The following is a 13,178-nucleotide window of genomic DNA, read 5'->3' on the forward strand; positions in this document are numbered from 1 at the left end:
CCTCCCCACACAAACTCCGGACGCCGAGATCGGCGCACAAAACAAAGGCAAACATTATGACACTCACTGACACCGAGCAGTTCACGGTCCGACGCTCTACCTCGGAGCAAAGTAGCGCCAGCGTCTTGCCCTCCGTTTTGCCTCCCGCGGGGCACTTCATCGGTGGAGCATTTGTTCCCGGTTCCTCCACCCGGCTCATCGACGTCGTCGACCCCACCACGGAGCAGGTCATCACGTCCGTTCAGGCAGGCACAGCCTCGGATGTGGACGATGCGGTTGAGGCGGCCGTGGCGGCCCAGAAGTCCTGGGGCGCCACGACACCGAAGGAACGGTCCGAGGTGCTCTCCCTGATCGCCAATATCATTGAAGCCAACCGGGAAGCCTTCGAAATCATCGAGTCCGCCAACACCGGTAAACCGCGGACCGTTGCGGAGGACGATGTCTCCAGCACCATCGATACCTTCCGTTTCATGGCCGGGGCTTCCCGCACACTGACGTCCATGGCAGGTGGCGACTACGCCACCGGACACACGTCGGTCATCCTCCGGGAACCCGTCGGCGTCGTCGGCGTCATCACCCCTTGGAACTACCCGCTGCTGATGGCTGCTTGGAAGATCGCGCCCATCCTGGCCGCCGGAAACAGCATCGTCCTCAAGCCCTCGGAACAGACCCCGCTCTCGACGCTGAAGCTGGCAGAACTTGTCGCCGGACGCATCCCCGACGGGATTCTCAACGTCGTGACGGGACAAGGCCGAACCGTGGGGCAGCGACTCTCCGAACACCCTGATGTCGCCCTCGTTGCGTTGACGGGGAGCGTCGTCAGCGGACAGGCGGTGGCGGAGACCGCGGCCAAATCCGTCAAGCGCGTCCATCTGGAACTCGGCGGCAAGGCCCCGGTTGTTGTCTTCCCGGACGCCGACCTCCGCGCGGCAGCCGCCGGCGTGCGAAACGCTGGCTTCTGGAATGCCGGCCAGGACTGCGGCGCAGCCTGCCGCGTGCTCGTCCACGAGTCCGTGGCCGAGGAGTTCACCGAGCACCTGGTACGTGAGGTCGGCACCCTGGTCGTCGGCGCTCCAGGCGCAGGAGAGGACGTGGAAATCGGTCCCATGATTTCGCGCCCCCACTTCGAACGCGTGAAGGAGGCGCTCGCCGAGGCAAAGGCTGCGGGCCTTCAGGTGGCCGTCGGTGGCTCGGCGTTGGCAGGCCCCGGCTACTTCATTGAACCCACGGTGATCAGCGACGTTCCGGCCGGGGCGCCTATTGCGACCCACGAAATCTTCGGTCCGGTCGTCACCGTCGAGTCCTTCAGTACCACCGAAGAAGCCATTACCCGGGCAAACGAAAGCCCCTATGGCCTTTCTGCCTCGGTATGGACGCGGGATTCGAGCCTCTCGCTCAGCGTTCCGAAGCGACTCGATTTCGGCACTGTCTGGGTCAATTCACACCTGGTGCTGGCCTGCGAGGTTCCGTGGGGCGGATTCAAGGGATCCGGCTATGGCCGCGACCTCTCGCTGTATGCCCTGGACGACTACTCCCGGACCAAGCACGTCATGATCAACCACGGCGCATGAGCGTTAAGACCAGCATCGGAGCTCAGTAATGACCACCACGAATCATTCCCACCCGGCGTCGTCGGCTCGCGCCGCAACCCCGTCCGCTCCCTTCGGGACGGATGTAACCTGGACCAACTGGGGCGGCAACCAGAGCGCCACGCCCGCTTTCACCGTCCGGCCCACGAATGAACAGGAAGCGCTCGACGCCGTCCGGTTCGCCATCCGCGAAGGCCTGCCCGTACGCGCCGTCGGTTCAGGGCATTCGTCTTCTCCGCTGGTCCAGACGGGCGGCGTCCTGATGGACATGTCCGCACTCTCGGCCATCACTGGAACGGACCTCATGCGGCGTCGCGCCCGGGCCCTGGCCGGCACCACCATCAACACCTTTGGCGATCCGCTGTGGGAGCAGGGGCTGGCATTGGGCAACCAGGGTGACATCGACAAGCAGCAGATCGCCGGGGCCCTCGCCACCAGCACGCACGGCTCCGGAAAGAACCTGGGCAGCTTCTCATCAGCACTGCGTTGGGTCAGGCTGATCAACGGCTACGGCGAAATCGTCGAAATCGGTGAAGGACAGCTCCGCGAACTCAGGGCCGCGCAGGTCGCCTTGGGGACGCTCGGAATATTCCTTGAGGTCGAACTGGCGGTCGAGGACCGCTATTACCTGCAGGAGGAGATTACCTATCCCACATGGGCGGAGACCGCGGCAACCTGGCAGGCTGACATCGACGCGAACCGGCACTACTCGTTCCTCTGGTGCCCGGACGACGACTCCTGCGAGCTCCTGGACCTGCCCGGATCGCCGGGCCAGAGCATGGCAAACCGCAGCTACACCAAGCGGTACAACATTGCCCAGATCAAGGACGAGCGTGAAATTTCCACGACGGAGGGTGCCCGGCTGGACCGGTCCTACCGCATCTACCCGGGCGGATTCACCACACCCTTCCATGAACTCGAGTACTTCGTTCCCAGCGAGCACGGACTGGAGGCCGTCGAGGCCGTCCAGGACCTGATCCGCACCAAGCATTCCGACCAGAAGTACCCCGTCGAGGTCCGCTGGGTGAAGGCCGACGACGGTTACATGTCCCAGTTCCAAGGACGCGACACCACTGTCATCACCCTGACCACTGAACCCGGAACCGACTACTGGCCCTTCTTCCGGGACGCAGACGCGGTGCTGCAGGAATTCGAGCCACGTGCCCACTGGGGAAAGATCCACTTCATGACCAGGAGCCGCTTGGAGCGCCTCTACCCGGAGCTTGACACCTTCATCCAGGTTCGCCGGGAATTCGACCCCCGCGGAATGTTCCTTAACGACCACACCCGTGCCCTCGTGGGCTAAACCACCAATTCGATGCGGGAAGAGAAGACATGAGCCATTTTCAGGACAACGCCTACCTTGTCACGGGAGCCAGCTCCGGCATCGGTCTCGCTACCACTCGAGCCCTCCTGGCGCAAGGGGCCAAGGTCGCAGCAGTAGGGCTGCCTGACCGGCTGCTTGATGATGCAAAACGCCAGCTGACCGGCGCTGTGATCTTCATCGAAGCCGACGTATCTGAGTCCCTGCAGGTCGATAGCGCCTTCGCCCAGGCGGAAGCCGAACTCGGACCACTGAGCGGAGCCTTCAACGCTGCAGGGATCTCCAGCGTGGCGCCCATCGCAGAAACGTCCGACGAGCTGTGGCAAAGACTGATCCAGGTGAACTTGACCGGCACCTTCCACTTCGCCAGGGCAGCGGCGCGAACGCTCACATCCAACGGCGGCGGATCGCTGGTCTGCACCGCCAGCGAGCTGTCACTGGTCGGCCAGACGGGCTACTCCGCGTACACCGCGACCAAGGGCGGCGTCCTTTCGATGATGCGGTCTTTGGCCGCCGAACTTGCCCCTGCCGGCGTCCGGGTCAACGCACTATCCCCGGGCACGACAGATACTCCGATGCTCGCGGCCGAGTTCGCGAACGAAGCAGAACGCGCCAGGGACGAAGCGTCCGTGCCGCTTGGCCGGTTCGCCCTGCCGGAGGAGATCGCAGCCGCGGCGCTGTGGCTACTGGGCCCTGATTCCTCATATGTCACGGGAACAAACCTTGTTGTCGACGGTGGTCGAACCACGACGTTCCCACTCGGACATTGAATCCCACATCCAACGCACGTACTGAAAGGCAAAATCACATGAGCTCTGTCCTGGTCACGGGCGGTGCCGGATTCACCGGACGCCACATCATCAACGAACTTGCCGACGCCGGCCACCAAACCGTCAGCTACAACCGGGATTTCCTCGAGGCTCCTCGCCCCGACGTCGTTTCCGTTCAGGGCGAGCTGTTCGATGTCCCTCGGCTCCTGGAAGTATTCAAGGAGCACGACGTCGACACCATCGTCCACACCGCCGCAATATCCCACCCGACCTATTCCCTGAGCTTCCCCCTGGCAACCTTTGCTGCCAACGTCGAAGGGACGGTGGCGGTTTTCGAGGCGGCGCGACTGCACGGCGTCAAACGGATCATCTTCTTCTCTTCCGAGTGCGTGTACGGCAAGACCTCGGCACCTGTGGTTCTCGAATCGGAGCCCGTAAATCCCACGACGCCCTACGCCGTGACGAAGGTTACCGGGGAGTGGCTCGGCCAGGTCTACGGCGACAGGTACGGGATCGACGTTATCTCCCTGCGCATCGGGCAGGTTTACGGACCCGGAAACCGCATGGATGAAGTCATGCGGGATATCATGCGCGGCGTGGTCCGTGACGGTGCGTTCTCACAGGACCGCGGGGCCGATCACCGCTACAACCTGGTCTACGTCCGCGACGTCGCTCTTGCCATCCTGGCGGCAGTCCAGGCACCACAAACAGCCTCGGCCAGGCCGCTGGCCTACAACATCTCCGGCAGCGAGTACTGGACACTCAGCGACGTCGTCAAGGAAGTACGAATCGCATTCCCGGACGCCACTGTGGAGATCGGTCCCGGGGCGGATCCAACCCTGGACCTGCAGGGCCACTTCAGCATCGCTTCCGCGGCCGCGGATCTGGGCTACGAACCGGCCTGGCCGCTGCAGCGGGCCATCGGCGACTACGCAGACTGGCTTTCCAGCCATGACTTCTGAGCCCGCTAAGGGCGGATGGAGGCAGGGGGCGGCCTGCGTTGCCGCGTTGACGTTCGACGTCGACGCCGAGTCACCCGTTCTGGCGGCCGGCCGCCGCTACGCCGAGAATGCGATGGCGATGACTCACCAGGCGTTCGGACCCAAGGTGGGTGTTCCTCGGATTCTCCAAATGCTGAAAGATGTCCAACAGCCGGCGACATTCTTCATTCCAGGGGTTACCGCGGAGCGCTATCCCCACATGGTTGAACAGGTCCTGGAAGCGGGGCATGAGATCGCGCACCACTCACACACTCACCGCACCGCAGTGAACATGAGTTTCGACGAGGAACGTGCCGATTTCGACCTGGCGCTTGTCGCACTCGGGCGCTTCGGCATTGCGCCAAAGGGGCATAGGGCCGCACTGTGGGAGCCCTCTTGGCAGACGCCGTCGTTGGTAGCTGAGTACGGGCTGAAATACGATTCCAGCCTGATGGACGCGGACGTCCCGTATCTGATTGAAACCCCCGCAGGAACGATTGCGGAGCTTCCCCCGCATTGGAGCCTGGACGACTGGGAGCAGTACGCGTTCCTTCCGGAACCCAAGATCGGTGAAATCATCCAGTCGCCACTGGTGGTCGCTGATATGTGGATTCACGAGATCGACGCAATGCGACGTCATGGGGCGCTTTTCATGCTCACGTGCCACCCCTTTCTCACTGGGCGGGCAGGACGGCTGGAAGCACTGCTGACCGTTATTGAAACGGCGCTGCAACGAGGCGACGTCCGCTTCTCGACCTGCGAAGCCCTCGCGGAAGCGGCCCTCAGTGACCCGGAATTGATTGCCGGGCCCCTTAATCCAGTCACAGCGTCCGCGGAGCTGTATCCGGACTACTGAACTGCGGACTACTGAACTGCGGACTACTGAACTTCGGACTACTTAACACGGCGCAACGGCGAACACTGCTGATCCCACAACACAACAGGCCAGGGGCTAAGCCCCTGGCCTGCGCTTCAGCCACGCCAGCCGCGCGTTGTGAAGCTTCAACCCCATGACCGTCCCAGCGAAAGAAGGCCCATAGCAATGAACTCCCCGTCCCAGCTGTTGTCGGAGGCACCTGGTCCACCACAGACGCCCAATCCTGAATCCCTCCAACTCAAACGGGAGATGGGGTTCTGGTCCTCGTTCTCTTTGGCGTTCGCGTTCATGTCGCCAATCATCGGCTTGTACGGCGTATTTGGCTTGGCACTGATGGCCGCAGGGCCGGCCTTCTGGTGGGGCCTGCTGGCGGTTCTCTTGGGCCAGGCCCTGGTAGCGGCGGTCCTTGCCGAGCTCGCTTCACGTTGGCCTGTTGCCGGAGGGGTCTGCCTTTGGTCCAGGTCCCTTCTGGGGCACACCTACAGCTGGTACGCAGGATGGGCCTACATCTGGACCCTCATCATCACAGTCGCCGCTGTAGCCTTCGGCGGAGGCACATTCCTGGCCTCATTGCTCGGCATCGAACAGCCTGACACGACAACGAAAATCATCCTGGGCGCCGTCATCTTGTTGGTCAGTACGATTGCCAACTCCGCCGGCAGGAAATGGCTGAGCCTGCTGGTGACCGTGAGCATCGTGTGCGAGGTCATCGCCAGCCTGGGAGTCGGGTTGGTACTCATCATCTTCCATCGCCGAAATTCCCTCAGCACGATCCTGGAGTCCTTCGGATCCGCACCCGACACCACCGCATACGTCTTTGGGCCTTTCCTGGCGGCAGTGGCAATTATCGGATGGTCGTTTGTTGGATTTGAAAGTGCAGGCGCAATAGCCGAGGAAGTTCGATCGCCCGAACGCAGAGTGCCTCGGGCTGTGCTGACGTCCCTGGTCACGGTGGCATCGGTCATCACGTTTTCGTGCCTTGCCCTGCTCCTGGCAATCCCGGATATTGGTGCCGCCATGTCCGGGGCAGACCCGGACCCGATTACGACAACCCTGACTGCCAATCTTGGCGAGGGAATCACCAAGCCGCTCCTGGTGACCATCGTCCTGGGATTCATCGCGGGGACGGTAGCGCTGCAGGCTGCCGTATCGCGATCGATTTTCGCATTCGCCCGGCTGGATGCCCTGCCTGCGGCCAAGGTTCTGAGGCGCCTCAGCAAGACCGACCGGCTGCCCATCAACGCCCTCTTAGTCTCTGCGGTCGCTTCAATGATCGTCCTTGCACTGTCGGCATCGCAGGTGTACGGCGCCCTCATTGCGTTCGCAACGGCGGGCTTCTACGTGGCTTTCATCTTCCCAGTGCTGGCCGCCCTAGTAGTGCGGCTGAAAGGAGCATGGAAGGCCGGACCCTTCAGCCTGGGAGTTTTCGGCCCGGTGGTGAACGTGGCTGCGCTGTTGTGGTTGGGTTTTGAGATCGTCAATATCGCATGGCCCCGGCAGCCGGAGGCGCCGTGGTACCAAAACTACGCAGTGATTGTGGTGTTCGTGCTCCTTGGCCTGGCGGGTTTCGCGGTGGAAAGGCGCCTGCGTCGGCGCAATAGCGGCCCCTCGTCTGCCGAGACAGTGACAGAGACGGAGACGGAGACAGAGACGGAGCCGGAACTGTTGCAGATCGGTCCGTGAGCGCCGCCCAGCAAGAAGTTGCCCAGTAGCGCCGATCAGCACGCGCAGGGTCCGCTGACAGTAAACGTGACAGCAAAACGCACGGCTTTGCCCCGCAGCAGGGGGCAAAGCCGTGCGTCGTGTCTTGCAACTGGGGCTACTCCGGAACCACCAGGGCGGGGGTGTCCTTTCGGATGGTCTCGCCCCGGAAGAATCCCGGATGCAGCTTCGCGGTCACGAGCATGACCACCACGCCCAGGGCGAGAATGCCGATGCCCAGGATGAACACCAGGCCCACGCCGAAGACCTCGGAGCCGCTGCCGAATTCCGGTGCCCAGCTGTCCACGGCGGTCTGGAAGAAGACCACGGTGAGGACCAGTCCGCCAAGGACCGGGAACAGCAGCCGCATGAAGACGTTGCGGACACTGGAGAACAGGCTGTGACGGAAGTACCACGTGCAGGCGAACGCAGTAAGGGCGTAGTAGAAGCAGATCATCAGGCCCAGGGCCATGATGGTGTCGTTGAGGACGTTTTCGCTGACCACCTTCATGACGGCGTAGAAGCCGCCGGAAATCACGCCGGCGATCACCGTGGCGTAGCCCGGGGACCCGAAGCGCTTGCTGACGGATGCGAAGCGCGACGGCAGGGCGCCGTAGTGGCCCATCGCCAGCAGGCTGCGGGCGGGGGAGGCCATGGTGGACTGCAGGGACGACGCGGTGCCGGAGAGCACGGCCAGGGACATCAGGATGGCCAGCGGGCCCATGACGGGGGAGGCCAGTGCCGCGAAGATGTTCGACTGGTTGTCCGGGTTGTTCAGGCCGATGCCGTCGGTTCCGGTGCCGGCCACCATCATGGTGGCCACGATCGCGACGAGGTAGAGGGCCAGGACGGCGACCGCCGTCGTTGTTCCCGCCCGGCCTGCCGTGCCCTTGCCGCCCTTGGTTTCCTCGTTCACGGTGAGGCAGACGTCCCAGCCCCAGTAGACGAAGACGGCCAGTGACATGCCCGCGGCGAACTGCTCGAAGCTGCCGATCTTCATCGGGTTGAACCAGTCCCAGCTGAAGGCGATTGCGGTGCCCGAGTCGCCCGAGGCGGCGTGGGTGAGCGCCATGACGACGAAGATGCCCAGGACGAGCACCTGGAATCCGACCATGGTGTACTGCACCAGCTTGGTGGCGTGCAGGCCGCGGTAGCTGACCCAGACGGCCAGTGCCACAAACACGAGGCAGGTCAGGATGTTCACGGCGGTGTTGGAGGTCAGGTCCGCGAGCTCGGGGTTGTTGAAGACCTGGGCCAGGAAGAGGTAGAAGAAGTCCACCGCGACGCCGGCCAGGTTGGACAAAACAATGATGTTGGCCGCCAGCAGCCCCCAGCCGCCCATCCAGCCGACGAACGGGCCGAACGCCTTGGTGGCCCACGTGAAGGTGGTGCCGCTGTCCGGGGAATCGGCGTTGAGCTCCCGGTAAGCGAACGCCACCAGGATCATGGGGATGAACGCAACGATGAAGATCGCCGGCAGCTGCAGGCCGACGGCGCCGACCGCGGGTCCCAGCGAGCTGGTAAGGCTGTAGGCGGGCGCCACGGAGGAAATGCCGAGGACGACGACGGCGAGCAGGCCAAGCTGGCCGCCCTTGAGCCCCTTGCCCGAGATGCCGTGCTTGGAACCGGCCGGATCGACGACGTCGTGCGTGATGGTGCCGTCTTCACGGCCGATAGTTTGACTCATGGCTGACCTTATTCTGGGAGATTCTGGGAGGCGGATGGTTGCTGCTGGGTGATGCAGTGGATGCCGCCGCCGCGGGCGAAGAGCTCGCGGGCGTCGATGCCCACCACTGTGCGGCCGGGGTAGGCATCGCCGAGGATTCGCAAGGCCTTGTCGTCCATCGGGTCGCCGAAGGTGCAGGCGATGACGCCGCCGTTGACCACCAGGTGGTTGATGTAGCTGTAGTCGACGAAGCCTTCCTCGTCCGTGAGGATTTCCGGGGCGGGGACCTCGATGATGTTCCATTCGCGGCCGGCCGCGTCCCGGGTGGTGGCGAGGTGGTTGATGATGTCCCGGCTGACCTGGAAGTCGGGGTGCTCCGGGTTCTGCTGGGAGTGGACCAGCAACGTGCCCGGGGACGGGATGGCGGCGACGATGTCGACATGCCCGCGGGTGCCGAACCGTTCCGAATCCCGGGTCAGCCCCCGCGGAAGCCAAACGACGTGCGTGGCGCCCAGCGTCCTGGCCAGTTCTGCCTCGACGTCGGCCTTGCTGAGCCCCGGGTTGCGGCCCGGATCCAGCTGGACCGTCTCGGTGACGAGGACCGTGCCTTCGCCGTCGACGTGGATGCCGCCGCCCTCGTTCACCAGCGGCGAGACGACGTGGCGGGCCGCGGAGCGTGCCGCGACGTCCGCTGCCACGAGCGAGTCCTTGTCCCAGGCGGCCCAGTCCTGGCCCCCCCAGCCGTTGAAGACCCAGTCCACGGCGCCGAGCCGGCCGGCGTTGTCCAGCACGAACGTGGGGCCGATGTCCCGCATCCAGGCATCGTTCAGCGCGGCGGTGACCACCTCGATCTCCGGGCGGAGGTAGCCGGCGGCGGTCTCGACGTCGTCCGGGGCCACCACCATGGTGACGGGTTCGAAATCCACGACGGCGTTCGCGACGGCGGCCCAGACAGATCGGGCGGCGTGGGCTTCTTCCGCTGTCTCGCCCAGCGTGTAGCCGCCGGTGGGAAACGCCATCCAGACGCGGTCCTGGGGTGCCGTTTCGGACGGCATCCGCCAGGCGCTCACGCCGTGGCCTTCTGCATGGTTGCCGTCTGCTCAGTGGTCTTCTGCGCAGTGGCACTATGTGCGTCAGGACCGAGCGGGGCCTCGGGGCGCACGGGTTCGGTCAGCCGCGCGTAAGTGTCCGGGCGGCGCGTGGCCAGGAACGGGAAGAGCGTGAGCCAGTCCTTGCGCTGGTCAAGGTCCAGATCCGCGACCAGCACGGCGGATTCGTCCCGCGGCGCTTGGGCGAGGATCCGGCCATAGGGATCGGAGATGAAGGACGAGCCGTAGAAGTTCAGCGTGCCTTCGCTGCCGTAGCGGTTGGGGGCCACCATGAACAGCCCGTTGGCAATCCCGTTGCCCACAATGACCTGCTGCCACAACGGCTGGGTGTCGAAGTCCGGGTGGTCCGGCTCGGAGCCAATGGCCGTGGGGTAGACCAGGATTTCTGCCCCGCCGAGGGAGTAGATCCGCGCCAGCTCGGGGAACCACTCGTCCCAGCAGGTGGGCATGCCCAGCCGTGCGCCGCCGAGTTCGGCGGGGGAGTGGACCTCATAGGCGTCCTCGCCCTCGGGGCCCTTGCGGAAGAACTTGTCCTCGTAGTAGCCGGCCGTGACGGGGATATGCAGCTTGTGGGTGCGGCCCAGCAGTTCGCCTTCGGGGGACACCAGGATGGCGGTGTTCAGGCCGAGTCCGTCATCGGAGCCGTCCGGGTTCTCCGCCTTCTGGTACAGCGAGGCATGGACACAGACTCCGTGCCGGCGGGCCGCGTCCGCCGCGAAGTGGAACGTGGGGCCGGTGAGCAGGTCCTCGGCGATGTCCGAGGGCCGCGGGCGCGTGGCCCCGCCGCCGGTCGTGTCGTTCTCCGGAAGCGTGTCCGCCGGGTAGCGGGACAGGGTGAGTTCGGGCAGGAAGACGACGGTGGCTCCCAGTCGGGCGGCGCGCCCGATGCCTTCGTCCAGTTCGGCGCGCAGGGCCGTGGCGTCGGGCTGCCAGCGGTGCTGCACGACGCCGACGCGCAGCGCCGGCCGGCCGGACGGCGCCGTCCGGGCGAGGGAGGGCGGGCAATCGAGCGAAGTGATTTCAATCATGGCTACTCCAGTGAGACGGGCGTCACAGAAATGAACGTTGTTCATTTAGTATCGGGGCACTCGCAGCTCGGGACAAGACCAAAAATGAATAAAGTTCATTTATTTATTCGGCGGCGGGCCGTAAGGCCCTAGACCGCGGAATGGGCGCGGCAGAATCTGGGCGTATGACTCCAGCGAATCCGGGGCCCGCCCCGGACATCAAGGCCGCCCAGCTCCAGGAACAGCCGACGGCGGTGGTGCACGAGACTGTCCCGATGAACGCCCTGCGGGACTTTTTCGGCCGTGCCTTCGGTGCCGTCATGGGCGCGGTGCAGGAGCAGCACGTCCAGCTGGCCGGACCGCCGTTCGCGCTGTACCGCGGCACGCCGACCGACGTCGTCGATGTCGAAGCGGGGTTCCCCCTCGCCGCGCCCTTCACGAACCCGGGCGGCGCGGACACCGCGGTCATCGCCGGGAGCCTCCCCGCGGGCCGGGCCTACGAGGCGATGCACATCGGTCCCTACGAATCACTGCCGCAGACCTACGGCGCCATCATGGCGCGGATGCGGCACGACGGCGCGAGCCCGGGGGAGGCAATGTGGGAGTACTACCTGACCGATCCCGGCGTCGAACCCGACCCGGCGAAATGGCAGACTCTGGTGGTTTGGCCGGTCGCGTGACCTGCCCGTCTGAACCCGTCCTGGACTGCCCGTCTGGACCCGACCTGAACCGCCCGGCCGACGCCCACGGCCGGGCTCCGGCCAGGGCCGCTGCCCCGGATTTCCGCGGCCCGGCAGTCTCATTGTGTCGGATTGGCCACACTATTGCTCAACTCCATGCATAATGTCCTAAACTGCTTCACTGAGGTGCCTGAAATGGCGCTGCGCAGCAACGAAAGTGAACCCCAAAATGGCTACCGATTACGACGCCCCACGCAAGACAGAAGAAGAATCTCCCGCCGAGTCGCTGGAGGCCCTGCAGGCGTCCCGCGGTGGCGGCGCGCAGACTGCTGTGATCGACGTCGATGAGAACGACACCGCCGAAGGCATTGATCTCCCGGGTGCGGATCTGTCCGGCGAAGAGCTGACCGTCGTTGTTGTTCCCGAGCAGTCCGATGAATTCACCTGTGCCTCCTGCTTCCTGGTCCGCCACCGGTCCCAGGTTGCCCTTGAAAAGAACGGCATGAAGTACTGCCGCGACTGCGAAGGCTAAGAGCCTTCCAGCACTAAACGCACGAAGCGCCGGACCCGCCAGGGTGCCGGCGCTTCGTGCGTTCCTGCCCGCTCCGGCACGCCTGGACCCAGCGAGCGGGCGCGTTATCTGTTCGTAAACGAATCTCGAAGCACCCTCCGGAGACATCCGTCCGTGACCGGCGGCGGGCCGCGCTAACAGTTGGGCGCCGAAATGGTGGGCGGCCTCGCCCGCCGGTTCGGCTCCGCTTACGCTGAAAGCGTCTGACAGTGCCGCCCGTCCAGGCTCCCCGCCCAGACCGCCCGTCAACACAGGGCAGTGCGTTCAATATCGGAGCAGTTCAGTGTCAGGGGGTGGCCGCTTTGAAAAAGACCCAGCTGAAGAAGATCCAGGTGAAGAAGATCCACGCATTGCTCGCGGCAGTGCTGATGGCCATAGGCCTGGGGATGCTCGCACCGGCGCCGGCAGCCGCGGACCCATACTGCGGACTGGTCTGGGGATCGCTGATGAAAACGGATCCTGCCATGAGCCAGGCCCAGGCGGTGAACGTCCGGAGCGGCCAGCACTACTGCTTCGATCGGCTCGTCATCGACCTGAACGGCCCGGTGGCCGGCTACACCGTCCGCTATGTTCCCCAAGTACTGCAGGACGGGTCGGGCCTGCCGGTCCTGCTGCGCGGCCAGGCCTTCATCCAGCTCACGGTCAACGCGCCGGCCTATGACAGCAACGGCAACTCCACGTACACCCCTGCGGACAAGAATGAACTTGTGAACGTGAGCGGGTACCAGACGTTTCGGCAGGTGGCGTGGGCGGGCAGCTTCGAGGGTTACAGCAGCCTGGGCCTGGGGGTCCGTGCCCGGCTGCCGTTCCGGGTCCTTGCCCTGGCCGGACCGGGCACCGGGTCACGGTTCGTGGTGGATGTGGCGCACTTCTGGTGAACCGGCCGAACCCGGCGGGCCCGGTG

At 64.7% G+C, this 13,178-nt stretch carries 12 protein-coding genes; 9 read left to right on the top strand and 3 right to left on the bottom strand.

The window, feature by feature from the left end:
• Positions 1 to 56: 56 nt before the first annotated feature.
• The 6 genes from AC1DDO_RS21390 (at position 57) to AC1DDO_RS21415 (ending at position 7,223) form a co-directional block, all read left to right on the top strand.
• Positions 57 to 1,571: an aminobutyraldehyde dehydrogenase gene (locus AC1DDO_RS21390; protein ID WP_476868800.1), complete on the top strand. Its 1,515-nt coding sequence runs from the start codon at positions 57 to 59 to the stop codon at positions 1,569 to 1,571.
• A gap of 28 nt (positions 1,572 to 1,599) precedes the next feature.
• Positions 1,600 to 2,895 carry a D-arabinono-1,4-lactone oxidase gene (locus AC1DDO_RS21395; protein WP_476868801.1) on the top strand — a complete coding sequence of 432 codons (1,296 nt, stop codon included), beginning with the start codon at positions 1,600 to 1,602 and terminating at the stop codon, positions 2,893 to 2,895.
• 29 nt (positions 2,896 to 2,924) lie between these two features.
• Positions 2,925 to 3,683: an SDR family NAD(P)-dependent oxidoreductase gene (locus AC1DDO_RS21400; RefSeq protein WP_476868802.1), complete on the top strand. Its 759-nt coding sequence runs from the start codon at positions 2,925 to 2,927 to the stop codon at positions 3,681 to 3,683.
• A gap of 38 nt (positions 3,684 to 3,721) precedes the next feature.
• Complete coding sequence (locus tag AC1DDO_RS21405; RefSeq protein WP_476868803.1) at positions 3,722 to 4,645, top strand: NAD-dependent epimerase/dehydratase family protein; 924 nt, start codon at positions 3,722 to 3,724, stop codon at positions 4,643 to 4,645.
• Positions 4,635 to 5,519: a polysaccharide deacetylase family protein gene (locus tag AC1DDO_RS21410; protein WP_476868804.1), complete on the top strand. Its 885-nt coding sequence runs from the start codon at positions 4,635 to 4,637 to the stop codon at positions 5,517 to 5,519. Before AC1DDO_RS21405 ends, AC1DDO_RS21410 begins: the two co-directional genes overlap by 11 nt.
• Before the next feature lie 270 nt (positions 5,520 to 5,789).
• Positions 5,790 to 7,223, top strand: coding sequence for an APC family permease (locus AC1DDO_RS21415; protein WP_476868847.1), 1,434 nt, complete (start codon positions 5,790 to 5,792; stop codon positions 7,221 to 7,223).
• Between the two features lie 136 nt (positions 7,224 to 7,359).
• On the opposite strand, the gene AC1DDO_RS21420 is transcribed toward AC1DDO_RS21415, so the two are convergent.
• From AC1DDO_RS21420 to AC1DDO_RS21430, 3 genes are read right to left on the bottom strand one after another with little or no spacing between them, the layout of a single operon-like run.
• Positions 7,360 to 8,928: an APC family permease gene (locus tag AC1DDO_RS21420; protein WP_476868805.1), complete on the bottom strand. Its 1,569-nt coding sequence runs from the start codon at positions 8,926 to 8,928 to the stop codon at positions 7,360 to 7,362.
• 8 nt (positions 8,929 to 8,936) lie between these two features.
• Positions 8,937 to 9,977: an agmatine deiminase family protein gene (locus tag AC1DDO_RS21425; protein WP_476868806.1), complete on the bottom strand. Its 1,041-nt coding sequence runs from the start codon at positions 9,975 to 9,977 to the stop codon at positions 8,937 to 8,939.
• Positions 9,974 to 11,044, bottom strand: a complete 1,071-nt coding sequence (locus AC1DDO_RS21430; RefSeq protein ID WP_476868807.1) for a nitrilase-related carbon-nitrogen hydrolase — start codon at positions 11,042 to 11,044, stop codon at positions 9,974 to 9,976. Before AC1DDO_RS21430 ends, AC1DDO_RS21425 begins: the two co-directional genes overlap by 4 nt.
• Before the next feature lie 164 nt (positions 11,045 to 11,208).
• On the opposite strand from AC1DDO_RS21430, the gene AC1DDO_RS21435 reads away from it, so the two are divergent.
• The 3 genes from AC1DDO_RS21435 (at position 11,209) to AC1DDO_RS21445 (ending at position 13,152) form a co-directional block, all read left to right on the top strand.
• Positions 11,209 to 11,703: a GyrI-like domain-containing protein gene (locus tag AC1DDO_RS21435; RefSeq protein WP_476868808.1), complete on the top strand. Its 495-nt coding sequence runs from the start codon at positions 11,209 to 11,211 to the stop codon at positions 11,701 to 11,703.
• A 229-nt stretch (positions 11,704 to 11,932) separates the two neighbouring features.
• Positions 11,933 to 12,235, top strand: coding sequence for a DUF4193 domain-containing protein (locus tag AC1DDO_RS21440; RefSeq protein WP_476868809.1), 303 nt, complete (start codon positions 11,933 to 11,935; stop codon positions 12,233 to 12,235).
• 371 nt (positions 12,236 to 12,606) lie between these two features.
• Positions 12,607 to 13,152, top strand: a complete 546-nt coding sequence (locus AC1DDO_RS21445) for an AMIN-like domain-containing (lipo)protein (RefSeq protein ID WP_476868848.1) — start codon at positions 12,607 to 12,609, stop codon at positions 13,150 to 13,152.
• The last annotated feature ends 26 nt before the right edge of the window (positions 13,153 to 13,178 follow it).

The sequence above is a fragment of the Arthrobacter sp. 10N43 genome (genome assembly GCF_056394525.1).